Below are 23,652 nucleotides of genomic sequence, written 5' to 3' on the forward strand. Positions count from 1 at the left end.
CACTATTTATAACAAGTTTGATTTTATTATATCCATATATTGTAACGCTCTTGATTTCGCAGAGGGAAATCGTTGATAAATTTCTGAACCCAGATTCAATTTATGGATAAGAGCTTCTTTGTTTTGAAAGCCATTAACAAGAGTATCCCTAATATTTTCAACATCATGAGGAGCAAAGTAAAATGCTGCATCTTTGCATACAGTGTGCGCAAAAGGCAGATCAGAAGTAAAGATGATTTTTTTCATGTACATTGCTTCCAAGTAAGATGCACTAAAGCACTCTAAGAGTGTTGGCATGAATAATCCATCACAAACTTCATACAATGGAGCACATTGACTAAGAGTTGCATTACCTATGGTGATGACTCGTTCTCTATGCTCTTTGGGGACTAACTGCGAAAAATCACTTGAAACAGTTAAAATAAACTTATAACAAGATGGTAATATTGTAATTAACTCTCTAATTACTTCTAAGTTCTTATGAGGATAGTTATGCGAAATAGTTACTAACCAAATATCATCTAAATTTTTAGCAGGCAACCTGTCCAAGATGCTATAATCATAACTGCCAGAATTTTTAAATAACCCATTAAGAGTATTTGAAACAGTATAGACTTTCTTTTTATCAAAGCTAAGCAACTTTGTTACCCGCTCATTTACGTCATCAGTTTCAGTAAAAATTAAATCGGCATTTTTCTTAAAGTAATAGGGTTGTAATAGCTTCAAGATGCGGAATTTAAATTTCTCTTTAAAGTTCAACTTATTATATGTATATTTAACATCATAAATCAACCATGGAAGTGCAAAACCAATTGCATGTTTGGTATTTTTAGGAGACCAATAGCTAGGGCCAAAGATTGTGAATACCACTGAGATATCATTTTTTTTAACTATATCGTCGAGCTGCCTCCTAGCTTTGAAATTCAACATTTTTGATGGTGATGAGTTAATCACGATACAACATGATGCAGCATCCTCACTCAATTGTGAATAAACGACAGGAGAAACAGCCGCAATAAACGAAAATGATGAATCAGATAACTCTTCCAATACAGAAATCGCTACCTGGACTCCCCCACCAACATACAGATTACTAGCATTAATCAAAAGATTCACTGCAATAATTCCTTATTGCTGAAATAATATCTCACGTCCCACCCTCTATCACTATAACTGCCTGGACTTAAAAATTCAGATATATAATTCTGATAAGGACTGTAAAAATTATTAAAATAATAGCCATCCATAATACCGAAATAATTCACAGTAAAGTAACCCATGACAATACAGAAGAAAAGAAAACGACTCACACCCTGTTTGAATTCATTTATCAAATAATTTAGAGCTACTAAAAAACATGGTATGAAGTACACATCAAGCCTAGTACTAATAGTACCAAACCTTCCAAGATAAACGTCCATAAAAATCATCAAATAAACCGAAGTATAAATAAAATTATATGCCCTCGGATTAGCGAGATAATCACTATTAGATTTTATAAACTTAGATCTGCTGTCGAATAAAAACACAACAAAAACTTTGAATATTAATGAAACTGTAAGTACCGATCCTGCAAAATCATCCTGACTATACCATTTTATTTTTTCGAGATAACCACCAGTTGGAAGCATTGAAAGCAACTTTATTAAATTATCAACAGGATAAACGTTAAAAACTGCCAAGGCGAGACCAATTATCGTCAGAATTTTTAATACGTATATATTCCCGCGCCTTGAAAAGGGAATAATCATTAAGACGATTAGCGCAGACACATGAAATAAAGTAGCTAAAACAGCAAGTACATAAAATTGAAAATTCTTATTCTCGTAAAATTTTTTATACGCAATTAAAATAACTGACAGAGAAATTATTTGTCGTAGTGCTTCCGTGACAAATATAAACTGGTATAAGAAGAAGATGCCTATACAAAACAAATAGTTTGTAGCATTTTCATAGAAGAATCTTTTTAAACATATTATTAGAAAGACCGTTATTAATGCCTGATAAACCCAATACCCCATTAAAAAAGATGATATGAAAGAAAGTAAATAATATCCCGGTTCAATGGCTAATGAAAAGCTTTCGCCATTAAATAGGTCATTATAAAATAACCAGTCAAGCCCAGTTTGATATCTTAAACCGATGAAGATCACTATCAGCGTAAATAGTATTATATAAAGGAAAAAACGACTCCTGGCATCAGAAATAATAAAAATATCTAAAAATGCAAGCAAGAATACAAAAGCTATAAAAAAATGATATATGGACACTGTCATTCCTTTAATTGATTATAGATTTTAGTTCTCATAAGAATGATGAGGATAATAAAACAGATCACTATCTTTATAGATAAGGAGATCCATAGCGGTAAAGAATCAAGATAAATTACAAAGAAATAAGAAATCAATAATAAAGCCGAATACCACAATAACAAAAACCATGATACTGGGTTTGCCTTTAACATGACTGTCGCTATGAGATAATGGAAAAATGCTAGCATGAAATAAGCTAATACTGTAGCCCATGCAGCTCCATGGATACCGTATATTGGTATGAGAAGATAATTCAACGCTACATTAATTGCTACAGCAAGTAACGTACCAATTGAAACAAATATTGTTTTTTTCTCATAGAAGGTAAAGTTAACATAACTTAAATAAATATGTATTAAAGAGTTGCCAATCAATATGACAGGGACTACTGATATACTTTCCCTATAGCGATGGTCCGCAAGAATTTCAACCATTTGTTTTGAAAAAAGAATAGATAAAAATGATATTATTAATAATAACATGGAGCTTATATCAATAATTCGTATTATTTTTTCATTATCCTTCGAATCAAGAAATTTATATAATTTAGGCTGCCATGAAGAGTTCCAGGCCATTACAACAACTAATATACACATTCCGATATTATATGCGAAAGAATATATACCAGCTTGCCCCTCCCCTAACATCTTTGCAATAAACAATCTGTCAACTTGTGAAAGCAAAGCATTTGAAAGAACATGTATAATTAATGGAGAACTAAATGCTAGAGCAGATATAAAATATCTTACATTAAATTTTAATACAGCTATCTTTTTTAATTTCCTCAAGACATAGGCCAGTAAAACAAAACTGATCACTAACTGAGCATAAACCTTTGCAAGATATTTATCTTGGGTTAAATACCAAGCGAATAAAAAAATGACAATAACTTCTGATACTTTGCTTACTATATTCAATTTGACAAAGCTAGAGCTAAGCCGAGCACCTTGTAGATAGCTTGTATATATATATATGTAGCTTAGCAGAATACAGATAGCGACAACCCAATAAACATCATATGTGCTAATACTTAGTAACGCACCAAGCGGAACAGCAAAATATATACATAAAGCGACTAACAATACTTGCGCGACGGTCAGTCCCCATAAAACGCTTCCAAGATATACTGGAAAATCAACTTCGTTTTTCATATAGGCGTTGATTACAGCATTTTGGAGATTTAAACTTATAAAAACATATAAAATCATGACTGCTGAATTTATAAGGGACATCCGCCCATAATCTTCCGGCGACATGATTCTTGAAAGCAGAGGTAGCGAGATAAACATAAATCCTTTGACAAAAAGATCCCCTAAAAAGTAATTTATAAAATCTTTAAATGTCTTGTTTTTTTTACTCATCAGATGCTACCTACATAAGCATCGACCTGTGCTTTTGCTATTTCTATTGCATTGAATTCGCTTGCACCACGGAGATAGCGCTCATAATTGTTTTCCATTATCATCAATGCATCAATAAAGGATTGTGTATCGTTTACATCAAAGATAATACCATTTCTCTCATTGACTAAATCACTGTGACAGCCCACATGGTTACTAACTATTACAGGAAGCCCCAAAGTTAAAGCCTCCTCCACAACTAATCCCCATGGTTCAGATAAAGATGGGAGTATAAAACAATCACTTTTGAGTATTTCTTTTGATAACTCTTTATTGTCAATATAGCCTAAAAATTTGATATTGTTGTATTTTTTATTATCTAGCTGTTTTTTTAAGGGGCCATCTCCGATAAGTATCAATTCGTAAGGAAGGTTTTTGAAAATATTCACCATAAAATCTATATTTTTTTCCGGTGAAATCCTTCCAATGTAGATGAACCGAAGAGGTCTATTTATTTTATATTCTTTTTTATTCAGTAAACAGGTTTCTTTAAAATTAGAGAGGCCAACGCCATGGGTAATAACAGTTTCCCCTTTAAAAGAGAACATTTCCAAAATTGCTTTTTGCAATTGACCTGAAGGATAAGCTAATGACATACGCCCGACCGCTATTTTTTTCAGAAACCAAGTTAAACCACTTTTCTTCGTTTCAATAATGCTACTTTCGATCACTATTGCATTTTTATTCCTCTTATTAAACAACGCTGCTAAAGTGACTTCTTTAACTTCCCACCCTGAAAATACAATTTTTTTGTATGAAATTGTACTTAACTTTTTAAGTAAGTTGAATAGTGTTTTTATTTTATTCCTATCTTCAAAACTTCCTCTGTTAAGAAAATAGTGATCAAATTCAAAATTAAATGAATAGAAATCTTTGTTTCTAATTTTCGACTCATCTGAAACGAATATTACAAATATATTTTTCTTTTTTTGAATTTCGTTAAACAAATTTACTTTATAGAAAGCAGGTACATTAGTAAGAAATACTGCATCGTATTGTTTTCTATTAAATTTCATTCAACAACTCTCGCCATTTTGCAATTACGTTTGATTCTTTAAATTTATCAATAGACGCCGTAGCGTTATTTTTTAACCGTTTTCTTTCTTCTTCGTTATTTATTAAAAAAGAGATAGCTTTTGACAATTTAATTGTATCACCGGTTGGAACTAACAACCCATTATCACTTGTGATTATGCTTTTAGGACCAGCCGGGCAATCAAAACTTATGCATGCCAAGCCGCTGCTAAGAGCTTCTAAAAGCACCATTCCCAGGCCTTCAAAGCGAGAAGAAAGCACGAATATTTCTGCAGAAGAATAATATTCATGTATATTATTTTGAAAGGGTATTATTTCAGCATTAGATATTTTTAAGTCGGTAATTAGAGCGTTTAAATTGTCATGCTCTTCTCCGTCACCAATGATCTTTAAGCACCAGTCATGAGCATTTACTTTAGCCCAAGCATTTAGAAGTAAATCAAAACCCTTTTGATGAGTTAATCGCCCCACAGCAAGTACAATTTTTCGTTCTATATTATTATTAGGCGTATTATTCGTCTCAAAACTTATAATATTTGGAATGATTTTATGTTTGTCACGGGGTAACCATTTCAAATATTTTATTTGATCTTCGTTTGTTTGCGATACAACAGCTGATAATTTAGGATATAGTGCTCTCCTAATCATTCTTAACGCTGAGTTACCTATATCATGTTCAAAATGTTCAATCGCTATAATTTTACTTTTCTTTGCTAACAAGAATAATAGCAAAGACATTTTTATATCACATGAAATAAGAACATCGTTTTCACTCAGGTCTAATTTTTTTCTCTTGAGCTGCTTTAACTTCCTAATAAGATATAAAAAATCAAACTTTAATCCTGCGATAGCTCCTAGATTCCGATTATACATACTTTTTTCAAAGTCATCGTACAAATAGATTACTTTTACTTTATCATCTGGGACAAATGATAAGGTTCTAGTTGCACGATATAAACTAATGACAGTTACATCATAAAATTTAGCCAATCCATTGGCTAAAGCAACTGAAACACGCTCAATACCACCTTTCGAACTTAAATCTCCTAAGAAAATGTATATTTTCATGATAAACTCTTCATCAGTTCAATGACTCTCTGGCTATTATTAGCATCCGTATATTTGTTTATTATTAGATTTATTTGCTTTCGCCTTTCAGTATGTTCATCAACGCCCGTGATAATTTTATCGATAGCTCTTAATAATGAATTCTGACTGTTTACCTTATCGCCAGGTGTCCAAAAATCAAAAGGTTCTAAAGTAAACCCACCGCGTGAAGAGCTATAAGCCTCAACATCAGGAACTAAGAAAATTAGAGGCTTATTTAGAATCAAGAAATCTAAATAAATTGATGAATAATCTGTTATTAAAACATCAACTACAGAAAGCAACTGATTCAAATCGATATTTTTTTGAGTGAGTTCTTCAGAGCTTATGATAGTTATATTCGAACTCAATGTTGCGACCCCTCGAAAATATTCTTCCTCATATGGATGCAATTTTAATATTAAATGAGTATTGTTTTGCTCGAGAAAATTATCTATATCTTCCATACAGAAATCATTTACTCGAAGAAAGTTGTTATCAATAATTCCCTTACCATCAGAGTATCTCTTATCTTCATTATTCATCCGGAATGTAGGTGCAAACATCACTATTTTTTTGTTCTTGCTTGATTTAACACCAACATCTGCCAAGCTGATTGGCTTGAATAAAAAATCATTGCGAGGCTGGCCAGTAATATATACATTATTAGCTTTTTCACGAAAGCTTGCCGAAATTATAGAACGCATAATTTCTGACGTGGCAATCCTAATAGCTGAATAATCTATCATTCCTAGATGATCATTCTCTCCAAGGTAACAGATTTTTTTAAAAGGCATTCCATGCCACAAACTAATGTACTTTTGATTTTTTGCAATTGGACCTATCATTTCATTATGCGTAGTAATAATATACTTACTTGTAAAGTAGTAGAATAATTCTCTTAAAGAACCAATTGCAACTGTGGTTATTTTTTTTTGATCAATTTCTTTTTTTATAGACCAAACGATATGATATGGAAGATCATTTTCTATAATATAATCGCTTAGCGCCTTACAATTGCCCGAGTAATCAGGTTTGCTTTTAAAAAAAATTCTATTTTTTTTCTTTGGGATAAGATAGTTTAACAATGAAATGATTTTACTGATTGTTATTCTGAATGATTTTTTTAAATTTGTCATCTGAGGGTCTTCACAACTTCAATAATTTCTGTAGTAGATACTGATGGTGTTCTTGGTAAATATATCACATCACAAATGTCATTTACCCAATCAAATCGGCCAGTCCAATCATCCCCCATAACTAAAACATCAGCTTTGTACTGACTTATATACTCTTTTTTTTGCTCTAAGGATTCTTCAATAAATACGTCGGTAACTACTCTAAGAGAACTTATTATACGGCAGCGATCATCCTGGTTATATATAGGGTAACGCCCTTTTTTATTGAAATTTAATTTATCTGAACTTACACCTACAATAAGACAGTCACCAAATGAGGCTGCACGCTCAAGGATATTTACATGACCAACATGAAAAACATCAAATGTACCAAAAGTAATAATTCTCTTCATCGTTCTCTCGCAATTAAGTAAGCTACCGCCCCTGGCTCAACAGCTACCAGTGCACTGAATGACGCATGAATGTCTCATTTTCAGTTGTCTGCTTGCGGATAAAACTGCCGCTAGACAACTGCAATACAACTCTGTTAATTGTCGTCCTAAATGACCTCAGAAACAAGCACAAATCGTTACAAATCAGTCCACATTTGAATCAGATAACTCCATGTTATCACTAGAATTAATAACAAAAAACGGCAGTTACCATTTTGGTTATGTTTACACACACCAAATGATAACTGCCGCTTTTTCAAATAAACAAAGACGGATCAGTCGTTAGCCAGCAACTTCTCAATCCGACTTCTGAACTTCGCCCCTTCCTTCAGGTTGCGCAGTCCATAGTTCACAAACGCCTGCATATACCCCATTTTCTTACCGCAGTCATAGCTATCGCCGGTCATCAGCATCGCATCAACGGACTGCTTTTTCGCCAGCTCGGCAATTGCGTCGGTCAACTGGATACGGTCCCAGGCACCTGGCGCGGTTTTTTCCAGCTCGGCCCAGATATCTGCGTTCAGAACATAGCGGCCAACCGCCATCAGGTCGGAATCCAGCGTCTGCGGCTGATCCGGTTTTTCGATGAACTCAACGATGCGGCTCACCTGCCCTTCCGTCTCCAGCGGCTCTTTCGTCTGGATAACGGAGTATTCGGAGAGGTCGCCTTTCATGCGTTTTGCCAGCACCTGGCTACGGCCCGTTTCATTGAAACGTGCGACCATTGCCGCCAGGTTGTAGCGCAGCGGATCGGCAGACGCGGTATCAATGATGATGTCCGGCAGCACAACGATGAACGGGTTATCACCCACAACCGGACGGGCGCACAGGATAGAGTGACCCAGCCCCAGCGGCTGCGCCTGGCGCACGTTCATGATGGTCACGCCCGGCGGACAAATTGACTGTACTTCCGCCAGCAGCTGGCGTTTGACGCGCTGCTCAAGCAGCGCTTCGAGTTCGTAAGAGGTGTCGAAGTGGTTCTCTACCGCATTCTTGGACGAGTGCGTAACCAGGACGATTTCTTTGATCCCTGCAGCAACAATCTCGTCGACAATGTATTGAATCATCGGCTTGTCGACGATCGGCAGCATCTCTTTAGGAATGGCTTTTGTGGCTGGCAGCATATGCATGCCCAAGCCTGCTACCGGAATGACTGCTTTCAAATTAATCATTATATCTTCCACCTTAAAATGGTTGACGAATTATAGCTCTTAAACCCGTTTTCGCCAGCATGATTTGCCGTGATTATTAGGTAATGTTACGCCCTGGCTACACAAATTTCTGTAGTTGTAATCTGATTAGATGGCACTTTTGTGCCAGGAATAGTCCCAAAATCGACAATTGTCGATTATCTGTGCGGAAGCGCAAAATTCAGCCGCTCGGTATTCACCACCTGCTGATCAACCCGGTCGATATCCACTGAGCTCTGCCCCTTCTCATTGACGGCTTTTATGTTCGCCAGCGACAGCAGCGTCTCGTCTTTAGCCATAAATTTGCCCCGCACGTCCTTGCGCAGGTCGAAATTGATCTTCAGGGCAGGTCCCACGGCAGCTTCCTGCATCACATTGATATTTCGTAAGAAAAGATGCTGAGGTTTATTGTGCAGTTCCAGGGTAGCGCGCTGCATCTCGACGTTAGTAATCGCAACAAATGACGTGGCGTTGCCGGATGAAATTTGTATTCCGCGCAGCTTATACGCAAGCTGGCGATTATCGAGGTGAATATTGTTGAGCTTAAAGTTTTGTGGAATGGACAAATAATCGCCTTTAATCACGCCGTAGCCGATGAGCATTCCGGCACTATTTACCATATCGACATTATCAATAATGAAATTATCACAGCCATAAATTGCTACCGTGGCGTTGTCTATTCCCGCCTTTTTACTGAAGTCGGGCGTAATATTTTTGGCCTTTATATTACGGATAACAAAATGCTTGCCGTTTTCAACATGTACCAGCTGACGGCAGTTGCTGCCGGTGATGTTGGCCACCACGAAGTTCTTAACAGTTTGCTTTTCCGGATAGTCATTATCGTAGGTGCTTCCGGCGAGGCCAATGCCAATGCCCCAGTTGATCTTGCCGTTCGTGCAGTTGATGTTGTCGATCACATGGTCGGAAATCAGGATATTGCGGTCATTAATGGCGACGTTCCACTCGATCGCATCGCCCTGCAGGTGGCTAAATTTGCTGTTGGTGATGCGTGCACCGTCCACCTGGTTATGGAACCCCTGGCGCAGAATGGCATAGTTGGCCTGGCTCACGCTAATGTTATCAATGACAAGATTGCGCATCACGCTGGGCTTCTTGCCGCCGATGTAGATCTGCGTCACCGGACCAAACCCGCTCATCGCGAGTCCTTTGATCGCACAGTCAGAGCCGCGAACGTCCAGGGTAATATTTTCCGTGCGTCCCGCGCCTTCGCCAATGACCTTACTGCCCTCCTGCAGGACGAATCGGCCGCGTCCGTTGCCGGTTAACGCCCCGCGGATCAGCAGCGTTTTCCCGTCAGGAATGAAAATGCCCGTATTGATGTTTTCGCAGGTGAGCCCCGCAGGGACAACAACCGTGTCCCCATCTTTAAACGCCTGCTTAAAGGCGGCGATCCAGTCGTTGTTATTGTACTGATTCACAGAAACCGTTCTTCCGGTTGCAGCCCGCGCAAGGCGGGACGACAGCAGCGGCGCGGCGGCCAGAACGGACAGAGAAGAGACGAAGGTGCGTCGGGTAATCTTTTTCAGCATACAACCTCGGCGTTACAACGTTTGCAGCAGGCTCGCTAACTGGCGATTAATCACCTGCTGGTTAAAATCGGTTTCTACTTTTTGTCGGGCGTTGTGAAGCACGGGCTCCAGCGCCTGCTGGTCGATGTCGCTGAATGCCGCTAGCCGATCGGCCAGGGCCATGGCGTTATTTTCCGGCACCAGCCAGCCGGAATAGTCAGACTGGATAAGCTCCGGGATCCCGCTGTGCAGGGTCGATACCACCGGAATGCCTACAGCCATCGCCTCCATCAGCGCCACCGGAATGCCTTCCATATCGCCATCGGTGCCCGTCACGGAAGGCAGCAGAAACACATCCGCCTCATCGAGCATGGCCTTCACCTCATGGCTCGGCTTGAAGCCCGGCATCTCGACAACATCTTCCAACTGATACTGTTCGATAAGCGTGCGCAGACGACGCTCCCACGGCCCAATGCCCAGAATGCGATAGTGGAAATCCACCCCGCGCGCTTTCAGCTGGCGGCAGGCTTCAATGGCCACATGCAGCCCTTTCTTCTCGGTCAGGCGAGCGACGGAGATGATCTGCAGCGGTTTGCCCGGCACCTTCACCGGACGGCGAGTGAAGCGGGTAAGATCCACCCCCATACGCGAAACGGCAATTTTCTCTCCCGGGCAGCCCATGTTTTTAAGCCGTCCGGCCCACAGTTCACTAATGGGAAGCATCACGTCACCGCGTCGGAAAAGCTGCTGATACTCCGGCGTGTAGTGGTTCAGCACTTCACGGCTGGAGATATCAATGCCGTGGAAGATGGTCGCGATTTTACCGTCAATCACCCCCAGCTCGCGCAGCTTCGCGGCGGTGACGCCCGCCGGGCCAAAGTGGGCGATAAACACGTCCGCACGATACGGCTGCGCCGTTTGCCCGCAGATGGCCGACAGGATCAAATTGCGGGACTCTGCGCCATAGCGGGACACATTCAGCGCGCGCCAGGTCGACGCGCGATGGATCCCACGTAATGTCCGGCTGGCCCGGTGGCGCAGCTTGCTCACCTTCCCGGAAGGCTCATCCTGCAGCCAGCGGGTTTTCGCCTCCAGCCCATACTGGGTATAGGCCGCATGGGTATTTTGCGTATCGCCCTTTTGCAGGGCGATAATCTCCACGTCATATCCCATACCGATAAACGCGGTGATTTGGTTCAGGACAAACGTTTCAGACGACAGCGGAAATTTCAGCAAGAAGAAACCAACCTTCATTTCCCCTCCCGCACGCGATCCAGTACCGATTTCACCATCCCGATGCCCTTCTCGCGCTCGGCTTTCACCGCCACGGCCAGGCGTTCATTGATGGCCGGCAGCTGGCCCAGGGTGTCCCCCACCATCGCGCCGAGCGAACCATCCAGCAGATGACGGATATCCACGGCCATTTCCGGCATGCCGAGCTGCTGCATAATCCCGGCGGATTTGTGCTCATAGTTGATGGCAATGGCCGGCGTACCAAAGTTCATGGAGATAATCGCCGAGTGCAGACGGGTACCCACGGTCAGGTCACAGGCGGAGAGCAGCTTGCCCATCTCCAGGTCGTTCAGTTCGTCCATCACCACGTGATAGCGGGACGGGTCGTTGACAAGGTTGCGCAGGTTCAGCGCCACCATGCGGTCATCTTTGTTGTAGCTGTCGATACCGGTGCAGGTGGACAGCGCAAGCACCTGATAACCGCTGTCCAGCACGCGGTTCACCACGTCAGCGAACGCTTTCTCATACGCCGCCTGCGTCGTGCCTAAACGCTTATCGAAGGGCGCCAGCTCGCGCAGGGTGATGGCGACAGTTTTCTGTTTCGCCGCCACATCGAGCCAGTGCTGCACCGCGTAACTTGCCTGGAAGCTGTCGTCCTGGTGATCCACCAGCCAGGCCGTGTCCACGCCGTGCTCAACTTTTGACGTGTCGATCTCGCTGCGCTTCATCATCTCAAGGCTCACGGACTCGCGCAGGATCAGCGCGTCGCAGTGACCAAACACGTAATTCGCCAGCTGGTTAAACTGCGGGTCCTGGAAAGGCCCCACGCTGTGACCAATCATAAACAGCGGCTTTTTCGCCATGAACGTACAAAGCGCATGCTCGAACTGCGGCACGCCGTAGAGATCGACGAAGAACGAACCGCCGACCTGAATAATGGCGTCATAGCCGGACAGCAGACGCACAAAATCGGTAAAGCCCTGCGCGATAGCAATATTGCGCAGCTTGCCGGTGTCGGTCACGCGGGAAAGCAGCACCTGGTGCTGGTAGCGACGGCGCAGCACTTTTTTCACGCGCCCCATCACGCCCGCGGCGTTGTTATGCTGTTTCATCTGGCTGTAGAGCGGGTCGCCCATCACCGGGCGGTTCAGTAACCAGGATGAGCTGACCGGATAACGGCTCATCACGTCCACTTCGGTCTCAGGCTTAAGGGTGTTAATCGCATCCAGTAAACCGCGCAGGATGGCGCTGTCGCCACGGTTGCCGCAGGTATGGTTGCCAAGAATTAATAATTTCATAATGGCCTCTTAAATAACTAGCCTGCGCGAAGCAGCGTTTTCATTTTTTCGTTACGGCAAAACTGGCGCTTCATCTCCACCACCAGCGCATTGCGCGACAGCACAATCATCACGACGAAGGCCAGCGCGCCCGCGGCGACCTGCACCGCCAGCAGCGCGGCCAGCGGCAGGTGGCCGCTGAGGATAATGCCCAGGGCGTAGCTCACCGCCAGGGTCGGCAATGAGAGATAGAACGGCAGCCACAGGCTCAGGATGTACTGACGGTAGCTGGAGCCCAGCACCGGCTTGATCATGATGAAGTAGCTCAGCACGGTGTTGATAATCTGCACCAGCAGGAAGCCTAGCGTGACGCCGATGGCGCCCGCCATGTGTCCACCAACAATAATTGCCGGAATAAACAGGAAGGTTTTAAAGACGTTGAACTTAAAGCTGATATCCACGCGCGCCTTCGCCATCAGCAGGGAACCAATCGGATTCCCCACGGAGCGCAGCAGCCCCACCACGCAGAGCAGCTGAAGGATCGGGATAATACCGTTCCACTTCTCGCCAAATACCAGCGGCACGAAGTTGCTGGAAACCACCATCAGCCCCAGCAGCACCGGGAAGTTGATAATCCCCACCACCGAAAGCAGCTTGTAGAAATTGACGCGCAGCTTCTCCGTGTCGTCCTGAATCTTGGCAAACGCCGGGAACAGCACGCGGGTAATAATCGGGTTCAGCTTCATCGGGGGAACGACCGCGACGTTATAGGCCAGGTTGTAGCCCCCTGCCACGCTCGCCCCGAGAATACGTGCCAGCACCAGCGTTGAAAGGTTGGTGTTCACATAGTTGATGATACTGTCCGCCGTCAGCCATGCGCCAAAACGCAGGTTGGAGGAGACGGAAGCCAGCGAGAAATGCAGCCCCGGACGGTAGATTTTGCGGCCAAAATAGCCGAACAGCAGCGTGCGCACGGCAGAGTTAACCAGATACCCCAGAATGGCCGTCATCGCCAGCGGCCAGAAATGGGCGCTCACCACGGTGAAGGTAAAGCCCGCCAGCACGGCGCTGGTCTCGATCATGCCGATCTTGTTGAACTCCAGCTCTTTCTGCATCAGCGCGCGGAACTGCTGCCCGTGCGGGATCACCACGAAAGCAAACGACAGCGTACGCATCAGCGGCGCGAGATCCGGGTTGTGCAGCACGCTGGCGATGGTATCGCTCAGCAAGAACACCAGCACAAACACGAAAATCCCCAGCCCCACGTTCAGCCAGTAGAGCGTGGTCAGCTCCAGATGGCTAATCTCTTTGCGCTGGATAATTGAGTTGGCGATACCAAAGTCAGATAGCGTATCGGCCAGCGCGATAATCACCAGCGAAACGGTCAGCAGACCGAACTGGTGATTATCGATAATGCGCGCCAGGACTGTCATCTGCACCAGGCCAAGGCCAATGATGACGATGGTCGCCATCGCTGACCACTTCGCGCCGCTGATGGTTTTTTCACGTAAGCTCATCTTAATACGCCGCTTTGTTCACGAAACCTTTGAAGATGGTCAGAAAAACAATCTTGATATCGAACCAGACGCTCCACTCACGGATGTACTCCAGATCGAACTCAATACGTTTTTCCATTTTTTCCAGCGTGTCGGTTTCACCGCGCCAGCCGTTGATCTGCGCCCAGCCCGTGATGCCCGGCTTCACCTTATGGCGCAGCATGTAGCCTTCAATCAGCGAACGGTACTGCTCGTTGTGCGCGACCGCGTGCGGGCGAGGCCCGACAATCGACATCCCGCCGGTGAACACGTTGATGAACTGCGGCAGCTCGTCCAGCGAGGTACGGCGCAGGAAGTTCCCCACGCGGGTGACGCGCGGATCGTTCTGCGTTGCCTGGGTTACCACCTTGTCGTTTTCCATCACCTTCATGGAGCGGAATTTCCACACCATAATCGGCTTACCGTCCATGCCGTAGCGGGTCTGACGGAAGATTACCGGTCCGGGAGAGCTCAGCTTCACCGCCAGGGCGATGCAGCACAGTACCGGAGAGATAAGCAGTAAAATCAGCGAAGAGAGCACGATATCTTCCAGACGCTTCAGCACGCGGTTAATACCTGACAGCGGCGTGTCGTACAGCGGTACGACCGGCACACCGTTCACCTCTTCAATGCGGGAGTGAAGGATGTTGAACGTAAACACGTCCGGGATGAGGATCACCGAACAGGTGGTATCCGCCAGCTCGCGCATCAGTTGCTTAATGCGGGATTCGTCTTTCATCTGCATGGCGATGTAGACGTTGTGAATTTTGCCGGCTTTCGCGTCTTCAATAAGCTGCTCGTAATTGCCCGCCCAGTCCGCAGGCACGCCGCCAGGCTTCGCGTCGTGATAAATCCCCACCACTTCAAAACCTAACCACGGCTCTTTGCGGAAGCTGTCGAGCAGCACCCGCCCGACGGGCAAATCCCCTGCCACGGCAACGAAGCGACGGTTATAACCCCGGTTGCGCAGCCAGCCCGCGCCAAAGCGGATAAGTGAGCGACACACCACCATGCCGACGCAGGTCAGCAGATACCAACAGAGATAGGTCACCAGACGATTGTCAAAATCATGGCTGAACGCCACCAGGCCCGCGCTGAAGATCAGGCTCAGGGTCCAGTTCTGCAGCAGCAGCATCAGTTCAGTGGTCATTTTGACGCCGCGCCACGAACGATAGAAATCCGTCATCCCGCCGATCATCTGAAACACGACCAGCGCAATCAGCGCCATCAGCAGATGCATGTATAAGAACGATTGCCCGCTGATCCGACACACCGCCCACAATCCACCGACCATGATGGTGATATCAGAAAAACGCTGCACCATAGAGATTAACGATGCATTCGTTCTCGCTCGTTCGCGTTTTTTTAGATTCGTCATCGTTGTTCCTGTATTCAGTTCCCCCTCCCACCGGGAGGGGCAAATATTACTGATTCAACAGCGCCAGAATGTCCTTCGTTCGGGCTTCCATCAGCGCGGTGTCAGCGCGGGACTCCACGTTCAGGCGCACCACCGGCTCGGTGTTGGACGAGCGCAGGTTAAAGCGCCACTGCGGGAACGCCATGCTGATGCCGTCGGTACGGTCAATTTCCAGTGCGTGAATGGCAAAGTGCTGCTCCACGCGGGCAATGGCCTCGGCTGGCTGCGCCAGCTTGCTGTTGATCTCCCCGCTCGCCGGGAACGCCGCCATACGGTCCGCTACCTGCTCGCTCAGCGTTTTCCCCTTCAGGCACAGCAGCTCGGTCACCAGCAGCCACGGGATCATCCCGCTGTCGCAGTAGGCAAAATCACGGAAGTAGTGGTGGGCGCTCATCTCGCCGCCGTAGATGGCGTCTTCTTCGCGCATGCGCTCTTTGATGAAGGCGTGGCCGGTTTTGGACATTACCGGCGTGCCGCCTGCCGCGGACACCACGTCGACGGTGTTCCAGGAAAGACGCGGGTCATGAATTATCTTCGCGCCCGGGTTTTTCTCAAGGAACGCTTCCGCCAGCAGGCCGACAATGTAGTAGCCCTCGATGAACTGCCCGTTCTCGTCGAACAGGAAGCAGCGGTCGAAATCGCCGTCAAAGGCGATGCCCATATCCGCGCCGTGCTCGATCACCGCGTTGCGGGTATCGTCGCGGCACTCCGGCAGCAGCGGGTTAGGAATACCGTTCGGGAAGTTGCCGTCCGGGGTGTTGTGCACTTTGACGAAGGTCACCGGCACGTTCAGTTCTTTAAAGCGGGCTTCGAGAGCGTCCACCACCGGGCCGGCCGCGCCGTTGCCGGAGTTAATCACCAGCTTCAGCGGCTTGAGGTTCGCCACGTTGATGTAGCCCAGCAGGTGGTCGATGTACTCTTTTTGCAAAGTGATCTGCCTGTAGCTGCCGCGCTTCGCGTCGTTCACCGGCGGGAAGTCATTGGCTTCCGCCAGGCGCTGCACGTCGCGCAGGCCGGTATCGCCGCTGATTGGGCGAGCGCCCTTGCGCACCAGCTTCATGCCGTTGTAGTCCATCGGGTTGTGGCTGGCAGTCACTTCGATACCGCCGTCCACGCCGAGGTGGAAGGTGGCAAAGTAAATCTCTTCGGTCCCGGAAAGGCCGATATCCAGCACGTCCACGCCCGCGTCCTGCAGCCCTTTCGCCAGCGCCAGCTTCAGGGATTCACTGGTCAGGCGCACGTCGCCGCCCAGCACGATGGTTTTTGGCTTGAGATATTCGCCGTACGCGCGGCCGATGCGCCACGCGATATCTTCGTTCAGCTCTTCGCCCAGCTTGCCGCGAATATCGTAGGCTTTAAAACAGGTTAATTTTTCCATGATGACCCCTTTTTCAGGCAACAGTCGGCCCTGACCACTAAATGGCCAAATTGATTTTTTTGTCATTCGTAGGCCCGGCAAGCGCAGCGCCACCGGGCATGATGCGGAGTGCTACACCCGCCCGTAGCGGTCCTGGAAGCGCACGATATCGTCCTCTTCCAGATACGAGCCGGAGCGCACCTCAATTAAGTCGAGAGGAATTTTCCCCGGGTTCTCCAGACAGTGCGTCGCCCCCAGCGGAATATAGATGGATTCGTTTTCACCCAGCAGCTTGACTTCACCGTCGATGGTGACTTTCGCCGTACCGGCGACCACCACCCAGTGCTCGGCGCGGTGGTGGTGCATCTGTACGGACAGCCCCTCACCCGGCTTCACGGTAATGCGTTTCACCTGGTAACGCTCGCCCGCGTCGATGGAGTCATATTTGCCCCACGGACGGTACACTTCGCGGTGAATGTGGTGCTCGTGGCGACCATCCGCCTTGATTTTTTCCACCACTTTTTTTACGTCCTGCACGGCGTTACGGTCGGCAATCAGCACGGCGTCTTTGGTCTGAACCACCACCAGGTCTTTCACGCCAACCGTTGTCACCAGGCCGGACTCGGCATAGACGTAGCTGTTTTCCGTTTTGTGGCTAATCACATCACCGTGATGGACGTTACCCTCCGGGGTATGGGCGCTGATCTCCCACAGGGAGGACCAGGAGCCAACGTCGCTCCAGCCCGCATCCATCGGTACCACGACGGCATCTGCCGTGCGTTCCATCACCGCGTAGTCAATCGACTCTTCCGGACAGGCGAGAAACGCCTCTTCGTTCACGCGGATAAAATCGAGGTCCGGATCAACCGTGGCCATCGCTTTCTCGCAGGCGCTGAGAATGTCCGGGCGATACTTCTGCAATTCTTCCAGATAGCGTCCGGCACGGAACAGGAACATCCCACTGTTCCAGTAGTACTCCCCGCTGGCGACGTACGCCTGCGCGGTTTCCAGATTCGGTTTTTCAACAAACTGCGCCACGTCAAACGCCACGCTGTCGCCTTCACCCGGCGTCACGCTGCCGCGGCGGATATAGCCATAGCCGGTTTCAGGCAGATCCGGCACGATGCCGAAGGTCACCAGCTTACCGCTGTCGGCATAAGGAATGGCCGCACGAACCGCGTCGCGGAATGCGTCTTCCTGCTGGATAACGTGGTCCGCCGCCAGCACCAGCATCAGCGGGTCGCAGTTCGGGCTGCTGCGTTTTGCCGCCAGCGCCGCCAGGGCGATCGCAGGGGCAGTGTTACGACCGGCAGGCTCCAGGATGATGTTTTCTGTGAGTTTGTTCAGCTGGCGCAGCTGCTCGGCAACAATAAAGCGGTGCTGTTCGTTACAAATCACCACCGGGCTTTCACACTCCACGCCGTGCAGACGGTTCACCGTCGTTTGCAGCATGGTGAGTTCCCCTTTCAGGCAGAGGAACTGTTTTGGATAGAGCACGCGGGACAGCGGCCACAACCGGCTACCAGAGCCACCAGCCATCACAACCGGATACAAAGTGGTTTGACTCATGATTTATCCCCGTATATCTGCAATAAATTGGCTCAGCACGTTCTCTTTCTCGAGCGTGCGTTCGGCATATTCACGTGCCACCGTGTTCAGTTTTGGCATGGCGAGTGCCAGTTCAATGCCGGTGACCAGCGCCGGGACCGATTCCGGCTCCACGCACACCGCAATCCCCGGGTAGCTGTCACACAGCTGGCCTAATTCTGTTTCGGCTTCTGCCGTAATCACCGCGTTACCGCCCACTGCCAGAATGTTGGTCAGCTTGGACGGCAGCACCGCATCCGCCGCGCCGCGTTTTTGCACCACCAGATGGCAGTCGCCCATCTTCAGCAAAGCTGGCAGTGCCTCGTAAGACTGAAGCGGGAAGAACTTCACGTTGGTCAGGCCGCGAACGCTTACCATTTTTTCCAGCCGCGCTTTCCCACCGCCCTGCCCGACAATCACAAACGTCCACGGGTGCTGGCTCAGCTGCTGGGCCGCTTCGATCACGCTCTCCAGCCCCTGCTTTTCGCCGATATTTCCTGAATAAAGAATGATTTTTTGGTCATCAGGCAAACCGAGCTGCGCGCGCAGCGCCTGAGCGTCTTGCTCACTCACGTCGCGAAAACGCGCCACTTCGGACCAGTTCGGGAAGAAGATCACCTTTTCCGCCGGGACGCCCTTCTCCTGCGCCTTGTTCATCATGGATCGCGAAATAGTCGAGACGTAATCCACGTTGTGTAAGCCACTGCGCTCAAACGCGCTGGCGAGCTTCGCCACCTTGCCGCCTTTGCTTTTGCCTGCCATCCCCAGGCCCAGCATGGCGTCAACTTCATAATCCTGAATGTGCAGCAGGGTGCGCGCGCCGGAGAGTTTGCCCAGCAGGCGCATGCCCGGCGTGCAAAACAGCGTCGGCACCACGCCAATGATGCGATCCGGCTTCCAGCGACGCTGCGCCATCAGCGGGAAGAAACTGCTCAGCGCAAAGCTGCCGAGGTGAATCAGCCGCTTCAGCGTCGAGGGCTGCTTAGGCACATACAGCGGGCAGCGCCAGACGGTCGCCGCTCCCTCTTCGCGACGGTAGCGCCAGCTTGAGTAGCGCTCCCCCACTTTCCATTCCGGGTAGTACGGCGGCGCGGTAATGACCCGCACGTCATGTCCCTGGCTCGCCATCCACTCGACCATCTCGCCGGTGTATTTCCCGATACCGGTTAGCTCCGGCGAGTAGTTGATTCCGTATACGAGGATCTTCATAGTCCCGGCACCTCAGACTGACGATCGGCCAGGAAATAGGCACGGCTGTTGTCGTGCACATTGTCGCTGGCCAGCAACGCCTCTGGCGTCTGCCAGCGGTAGTCGTCATGCTGAGAATCAGGCAGACGCAGGTCTGCCTCACTCACCTTCAGGCGGAACCCCAGCACGATGTAGTGCGTGGTGAACCCGGTGCCCGAAAAGTTATCGTCATAGAAGTGCTGCCAGACCCCGTAAAACTGGCCCGCTGCCATTGGCAGCTGCAGGCCCAGCTCCGCCAGAGTGAGACGCTCAAACGCATCGCTCAGCGTCTCATCCTTCTGCACGCGCCCGCCGGGCACGAACCAGAATCCCTGTGCAGGACGGTTGGTTCGTTTCCCCAGCAAGAACTCGCCGCGTTCGTTCTCCACGATCAAATCAATTGAGATGAGCGGAGTGGAACGCACCACCGTGGCAAAATCTTCCTGACTTAAAAACATCATTACCCCCGGAAGCGGTGCTGGTTTTCCAGGAACCACTGGTAGGTACTGGCCAGCCCCTGCTCCAGTGACACCTCGTGATACCAGCCCAGCTGATGCAGACGGGTCACGTCCAGCAGCTTGCGCGGCGTGCCGTCCGGTTTGGTCGCGTCAAACACCACGCGGCCTTTGTAGCCCACAACCTGCGCGATAGTCTGCGCCAGCTCGCGAATAGTGCAGTCCACGCCGGTGCCCACGTTGATGTGCGACAGCATCGGCTCGGTGTTCTCCTGCCACACTTCGCGATCCAGCTCCATCACGTGGATGCTGGCGGCAGCCATGTCGTCCACGTGCAGGAATTCGCGCATCGGCGTGCCGCTGCCCCACACCACCACGTCCGGTGCGTTCTCGGCAGTCGCCTCGTGGAAGCGACGCAGCAGCGCCGGGATCACATGCGAATTGCTCGGGTGGAAGTTGTCGTGCGGCCCGTACAGGTTGGTCGGCATCACCGAACGATAGTCGCGGTTGTACTGACGGTTGTAGGACTCGCACAGCTTGATCCCGGCAATCTTGGCAATCGCGTACGGCTCGTTAGTCGCTTCCAGCGTGCCCTGCAGCAGCTCGCTTTCGGCGATCGGCTGCTTCGCCATTTTCGGGTAAATACAGGACGATCCTAGGAACAGCAGCTTGTTCACGTTGTGCAGATGCGCCGCGTGAATGATGTTGCTCTCAATCATCATGTTTTCGTAGATGAAATCCGCGGGGTAGGTGTTGTTGGCAACAATGCCGCCCACCTTCGCTGCCGCCAGATACACCTGGTCAATGCGTTCGTTAGCAAAGAAGTCCTGTACCGCACGGCTGTCGAGCAGGTTCAGCTCGTCGCGGGTGCGGACAATCACTTCGACGTCACCGCGCTGCTCCAGCTGGCGTACAATCGCGGAACCCACCATTCCGCGATGACCGGCGACAAAAATACGTTGTTTTGTCATTCTCAGGACTCCAGCGCGATGGCAACCTCGTAGCCATGAGACTTGAGCAGGGAGTGTTTTTTCGCTGCTTCAAGATCTTTGGCCACCATCTCAGAAACCATCTCCTGCAGAGTGATTTCTGGTTTCCAGCCCAGCTTCTCGTGCGCTTTGGTTGGGTCGCCCAGCAGGGTTTCCACCTCAGCAGGACGGAAGTAGCGCGGGTCAACCTGAACAATAACGTCGCCCGGCTTCACGCCCGGTGCGTCATGGCCGGTCACGGACACCACGATGCCCTTCTCTTCCACGCCGGTACCTTCGAAGCGCAGCTTGATGCCCAGCTGCGCGGCAGCCATTTCCACGAACTGACGCACGGAGTACTGCACGCCTGTCGCGATCACGAAGTCTTCTGGCTGTTCCTGCTGCAGCATCATCCACTGCATTTTCACGTAGTCTTTGGCATGGCCCCAGTCACGCAGGGAGTCCATGTTGCCGAGGTGCAGGCACGATTCCAGACCCTGCGCGATGTTCGCGATAGCGCGGGTGATTTTGCGGGTCACGAAGGTTTCGCCGCGGCGTGGAGACTCGTGGTTGAACAGGATACCGTTACAGGCGTACATGCCGTAGGATTCACGGTAGTTTACGGTGATCCAGTAAGCGTACAGTTTTGCGACTGCATACGGAGAACGCGGGTAGAACGGCGTGGTCTCTTTCTGAGGAATTTCCTGCACCAGGCCGTACAGCTCAGAGGTGGATGCCTGGTAGAAGCGGGTTTTCTTCTCAAGGCCGAGGAAGCGAATGGCTTCCAGCAGACGCAGGGTACCCATGGCGTCAACGTCAGCGGTGTATTCCGGGGATTCGAAGGAAACCGCTACATGGCTCATCGCACCCAGGTTGTACACTTCATCCGGCTGAACTTCCTGCAGGATACGGGTCAGGTTGGAGGTATCGGTCAGGTCGCCGTAGTGCAGATGGAATTTCGGGTTTGCCGCGTGCGGATCCTGATAGATGTGATCCACACGTTCGGTATTGAAAGAAGACGCGCGACGTTTAATACCGTGAACTTCATATCCTTTTTCCAGCAGAAACTCTGCCAGGTAAGAACCATCCTGCCCGGTAACGCCGGTGATGAGAGCGACTTTAGACATGTTTATATTCCTCTACTTATGAATTTAATCAGTTTCAACGCGTTCGCGTATCACCACTGCGGGGTTGCCACGGCAAACTTTATTTGCCGGTAGCGATTTAAAAACGCTGCTGCGGGCACCAACGACCGTGCCATCGCCAACAGAAACACCTGGTGCAACAAAAACATCCGTTGCCAGCCAGCATTTTTCACCAATCACAATAGGCGAAGCGGTAATATCAAAATGCTGACTCATAAAGTCGTGGCTGCCGGTGCACAAATAACACTTTTGTGAAACCACCGAATTTGCGCCAATCGTAATCTCGCCAAGGGTATATAACACCGCGTCATCCCCTACCCAGGCGTAATCCCCAAGCGTTAATTTCCAGGGGTAGGTAATTTTTACCGAAGGTCGGATGACTACGTTTTTTCCTATTTTTGCGCCAAACAGGCGCAATAAAAATGCTCGCCAGCGGTACAGTATTTGCGGTGACCAGGCAAATAAGGTGGCCTGAACGGCCCACCACAGCTGCACTTTAATACCGCCCGCGCCCCGAAAACCTTTCGGTACGGAGAAACCGTTCAGATCCTGCATTACGTTTCCTTATATTCAGGCTTTGTTATATAAGGCTTTCGTTTTACCCGTGGTGCGCACGCGTAATAAATAAGACAATTCCGCCCAGAATGCCGGCACGCGTAATATTCTGCGCTGCACGTTTTTGGCATCCTTACACAGCTCGAGGTTATTCGACGTTGACACGCCGCCCATCGAAAATTCAGACACCAGTCCTTTCATGCGACGGAACGGGTAGCCTGATTTATACAGGCTGGCGGCCAGGGCATAATCTGATGACACTTTATACTGCAAATCGTAAGGGTGTTTTTTCAGACCTTTTACCGGGAAGAAAATGGCCTGATGGCTGGCAGGTAAACTGTGATAGATATACCAGCCTGGCTTCGCGCTGCGGCACACTTTATGTCCATCGCCAAAATCGAGCAGCGCATCGCCAATATACATGGCGTCCTCTTTCTGGCGCGCCAGCTGACGGGCAAACAGCGCCACATCGTCATGGAAGATATCGCCGGAATTCAGGAAAATGGCATAACGCCCCTGTGCCATGCTAATGCCCTTGTTCATTGCATCGTAGATGCCTTTATCTTTCTCGCTGATGTAGCGTAAGTTGAACTCACCGTTGAGTTTTTCCAGAAACTCCGCCGTGCCATCGTTCGAACCACCGTCGACCACAATCCACTCAAAGGTGAGGCTGGGATCGCGCGCCAGGTTACGCAGCGAGCGCCAGGTTTTTACCACCCCTTCGTAATTACGAAAAGCGACAGTAATGACGCTAAGAAACATAAATCACCTCAT

At 48.8% G+C, this 23,652-nt stretch carries 21 protein-coding genes; all 21 read right to left on the bottom strand.

The genetic code is table 11. The annotated features are described in order from the left end of the window. Positions 1-6: 6 nt before the first annotated feature. Complete coding sequence (locus ABR39_RS07815; protein WP_047346476.1) at positions 7-1,116, bottom strand: hypothetical protein; 1,110 nt, start codon at positions 1,114-1,116, stop codon at positions 7-9. After that, on the bottom strand, positions 1,113-2,270 hold the full coding sequence (locus tag ABR39_RS07820; protein WP_047346477.1) for an EpsG family protein: 1,158 nt from the start codon (positions 2,268-2,270) through the stop codon (positions 1,113-1,115). Before ABR39_RS07820 ends, ABR39_RS07815 begins: the two co-directional genes overlap by 4 nt. Positions 2,271-2,272: 2 nt before the next feature. Continuing rightward, positions 2,273-3,673, bottom strand: a complete 1,401-nt coding sequence (locus ABR39_RS07825) for an oligosaccharide flippase family protein (protein WP_047346478.1) — start codon at positions 3,671-3,673, stop codon at positions 2,273-2,275. Further along, complete coding sequence (locus ABR39_RS07830) at positions 3,673-4,728, bottom strand: glycosyltransferase family 4 protein (RefSeq protein WP_047346479.1); 1,056 nt, start codon at positions 4,726-4,728, stop codon at positions 3,673-3,675. Before ABR39_RS07830 ends, ABR39_RS07825 begins: the two co-directional genes overlap by 1 nt. Further along, a complete protein-coding gene (locus ABR39_RS07835) occupies positions 4,718-5,815 on the bottom strand; it encodes a glycosyltransferase family 4 protein (protein WP_047346480.1) in 1,098 nt (365 codons plus the stop codon). The genes ABR39_RS07830 and ABR39_RS07835 overlap by 11 nt, the downstream gene beginning before the upstream one ends. After that, complete coding sequence (locus tag ABR39_RS07840; protein ID WP_047346481.1) at positions 5,812-6,972, bottom strand: CDP-glycerol glycerophosphotransferase family protein; 1,161 nt, start codon at positions 6,970-6,972, stop codon at positions 5,812-5,814. Before ABR39_RS07840 ends, ABR39_RS07835 begins: the two co-directional genes overlap by 4 nt. Further along, the gene (locus tag ABR39_RS24770) at positions 6,969-7,364 is read right to left on the bottom strand and encodes an adenylyltransferase/cytidyltransferase family protein (protein WP_072059226.1); all 396 of its coding nucleotides are present in this window, start codon (positions 7,362-7,364) and stop codon (positions 6,969-6,971) included. The genes ABR39_RS07840 and ABR39_RS24770 overlap by 4 nt, the downstream gene beginning before the upstream one ends. Positions 7,365-7,678: 314 nt before the next feature. Next, a complete protein-coding gene (gene galF / locus ABR39_RS07845) occupies positions 7,679-8,575 on the bottom strand; it encodes a GalU regulator GalF (protein ID WP_047346482.1) in 897 nt (298 codons plus the stop codon). 176 nt (positions 8,576-8,751) lie between these two features. After that, positions 8,752-10,143, bottom strand: a complete 1,392-nt coding sequence (wcaM, locus tag ABR39_RS07850; RefSeq protein WP_047346483.1) for a colanic acid biosynthesis protein WcaM — start codon at positions 10,141-10,143, stop codon at positions 8,752-8,754. 12 nt (positions 10,144-10,155) lie between these two features. Then, positions 10,156-11,376, bottom strand: coding sequence for a colanic acid biosynthesis glycosyltransferase WcaL (gene wcaL, locus ABR39_RS07855; protein WP_047346484.1), 1,221 nt, complete (start codon positions 11,374-11,376; stop codon positions 10,156-10,158). Continuing rightward, positions 11,373-12,653 (bottom strand): colanic acid biosynthesis pyruvyl transferase WcaK, encoded by a 1,281-nt coding sequence (gene wcaK / locus ABR39_RS07860; RefSeq protein ID WP_047346485.1) that lies wholly within the window; start codon positions 12,651-12,653, stop codon positions 11,373-11,375. The genes wcaL and wcaK overlap by 4 nt, the downstream gene beginning before the upstream one ends. Before the next feature lie 17 nt (positions 12,654-12,670). After that, positions 12,671-14,149, bottom strand: a complete 1,479-nt coding sequence (gene wzxC / locus ABR39_RS07865) for a colanic acid undecaprenyl disphosphate flippase WzxC (protein WP_047346486.1) — start codon at positions 14,147-14,149, stop codon at positions 12,671-12,673. 1 nt (position 14,150) lies between these two features. Next, the gene (wcaJ, locus tag ABR39_RS07870; protein ID WP_047346487.1) at positions 14,151-15,545 is read right to left on the bottom strand and encodes an undecaprenyl-phosphate glucose phosphotransferase; all 1,395 of its coding nucleotides are present in this window, start codon (positions 15,543-15,545) and stop codon (positions 14,151-14,153) included. 46 nt (positions 15,546-15,591) lie between these two features. Next, on the bottom strand, positions 15,592-16,962 hold the full coding sequence (gene cpsG / locus ABR39_RS07875; protein ID WP_047346488.1) for a colanic acid biosynthesis phosphomannomutase CpsG: 1,371 nt from the start codon (positions 16,960-16,962) through the stop codon (positions 15,592-15,594). A 111-nt stretch (positions 16,963-17,073) separates the two neighbouring features. Then, positions 17,074-18,510, bottom strand: a complete 1,437-nt coding sequence (cpsB, locus tag ABR39_RS07880; RefSeq protein WP_047346489.1) for a mannose-1-phosphate guanyltransferase — start codon at positions 18,508-18,510, stop codon at positions 17,074-17,076. Between the two features lie 3 nt (positions 18,511-18,513). Next, complete coding sequence (gene wcaI / locus ABR39_RS07885) at positions 18,514-19,737, bottom strand: colanic acid biosynthesis fucosyltransferase WcaI (RefSeq protein ID WP_047346490.1); 1,224 nt, start codon at positions 19,735-19,737, stop codon at positions 18,514-18,516. Then, positions 19,734-20,213, bottom strand: a complete 480-nt coding sequence (locus tag ABR39_RS07890; RefSeq protein ID WP_072250627.1) for a GDP-mannose mannosyl hydrolase — start codon at positions 20,211-20,213, stop codon at positions 19,734-19,736. The genes wcaI and ABR39_RS07890 overlap by 4 nt, the downstream gene beginning before the upstream one ends. Before the next feature lie 2 nt (positions 20,214-20,215). Beyond that, positions 20,216-21,181, bottom strand: a complete 966-nt coding sequence (gene fcl / locus ABR39_RS07895; RefSeq protein WP_024908102.1) for a GDP-L-fucose synthase — start codon at positions 21,179-21,181, stop codon at positions 20,216-20,218. A 2-nt stretch (positions 21,182-21,183) separates the two neighbouring features. Then, complete coding sequence (gmd, locus tag ABR39_RS07900; RefSeq protein ID WP_014884502.1) at positions 21,184-22,305, bottom strand: GDP-mannose 4,6-dehydratase; 1,122 nt, start codon at positions 22,303-22,305, stop codon at positions 21,184-21,186. A gap of 24 nt (positions 22,306-22,329) precedes the next feature. Then, on the bottom strand, positions 22,330-22,878 hold the full coding sequence (wcaF, locus tag ABR39_RS07905; RefSeq protein WP_045908623.1) for a colanic acid biosynthesis acetyltransferase WcaF: 549 nt from the start codon (positions 22,876-22,878) through the stop codon (positions 22,330-22,332). 15 nt (positions 22,879-22,893) lie between these two features. Further along, positions 22,894-23,640, bottom strand: coding sequence for a colanic acid biosynthesis glycosyltransferase WcaE (wcaE, locus tag ABR39_RS07910; protein WP_047346491.1), 747 nt, complete (start codon positions 23,638-23,640; stop codon positions 22,894-22,896). Positions 23,641-23,652 lie beyond the last annotated feature (12 nt).

It is taken from the genome of Enterobacter genomosp. O (assembly GCF_001022965.1).
GTDB classification, from domain to species: Bacteria; Pseudomonadota; Gammaproteobacteria; order Enterobacterales; family Enterobacteriaceae; genus Enterobacter; species Enterobacter cloacae_L.

Excerpts from the sequence above, each read along its gene's own strand:
- cpsG (WP_047346488.1), bottom strand. The coding sequence starts at position 16,962 with ATGGAAAAATTAACCTGTTTTAAAGCCTACGATATTCGCGGCAAGCTG.
- ABR39_RS07825 (WP_047346478.1), bottom strand. The coding sequence starts at position 3,673 with ATGAGTAAAAAAAACAAGACATTTAAAGATTTTATAAATTACTTTTTA.
- ABR39_RS07830 (WP_047346479.1), bottom strand. The coding sequence starts at position 4,728 with ATGAAATTTAATAGAAAACAATACGATGCAGTATTTCTTACTAATGTA.
- ABR39_RS07835 (WP_047346480.1), bottom strand. The coding sequence starts at position 5,815 with ATGAAAATATACATTTTCTTAGGAGATTTAAGTTCGAAAGGTGGTATT.
- cpsB (WP_047346489.1), bottom strand. The coding sequence starts at position 18,510 with ATGAGTCAAACCACTTTGTATCCGGTTGTGATGGCTGGTGGCTCTGGT.
- fcl (WP_024908102.1), bottom strand. The coding sequence starts at position 21,181 with ATGACAAAACAACGTATTTTTGTCGCCGGTCATCGCGGAATGGTGGGT.
- ABR39_RS07840 (WP_047346481.1), bottom strand. The coding sequence starts at position 6,972 with ATGACAAATTTAAAAAAATCATTCAGAATAACAATCAGTAAAATCATT.
- wcaF (WP_045908623.1), bottom strand. The coding sequence starts at position 22,878 with ATGCAGGATCTGAACGGTTTCTCCGTACCGAAAGGTTTTCGGGGCGCG.
- wcaI (WP_047346490.1), bottom strand. The coding sequence starts at position 19,737 with ATGAAGATCCTCGTATACGGAATCAACTACTCGCCGGAGCTAACCGGT.
- wcaE (WP_047346491.1), bottom strand. The coding sequence starts at position 23,640 with ATGTTTCTTAGCGTCATTACTGTCGCTTTTCGTAATTACGAAGGGGTG.
- wcaM (WP_047346483.1), bottom strand. The coding sequence starts at position 10,143 with ATGCTGAAAAAGATTACCCGACGCACCTTCGTCTCTTCTCTGTCCGTT.
- wcaL (WP_047346484.1), bottom strand. The coding sequence starts at position 11,376 with ATGAAGGTTGGTTTCTTCTTGCTGAAATTTCCGCTGTCGTCTGAAACG.
- ABR39_RS24770 (WP_072059226.1), bottom strand. The coding sequence starts at position 7,364 with ATGAAGAGAATTATTACTTTTGGTACATTTGATGTTTTTCATGTTGGT.
- ABR39_RS07890 (WP_072250627.1), bottom strand. The coding sequence starts at position 20,213 with ATGTTTTTAAGTCAGGAAGATTTTGCCACGGTGGTGCGTTCCACTCCG.
- wcaJ (WP_047346487.1), bottom strand. The coding sequence starts at position 15,545 with ATGACGAATCTAAAAAAACGCGAACGAGCGAGAACGAATGCATCGTTA.
- wcaK (WP_047346485.1), bottom strand. The coding sequence starts at position 12,653 with ATGAAATTATTAATTCTTGGCAACCATACCTGCGGCAACCGTGGCGAC.
- gmd (WP_014884502.1), bottom strand. The coding sequence starts at position 22,305 with ATGTCTAAAGTCGCTCTCATCACCGGCGTTACCGGGCAGGATGGTTCT.
- galF (WP_047346482.1), bottom strand. The coding sequence starts at position 8,575 with ATGATTAATTTGAAAGCAGTCATTCCGGTAGCAGGCTTGGGCATGCAT.
- wzxC (WP_047346486.1), bottom strand. The coding sequence starts at position 14,149 with ATGAGCTTACGTGAAAAAACCATCAGCGGCGCGAAGTGGTCAGCGATG.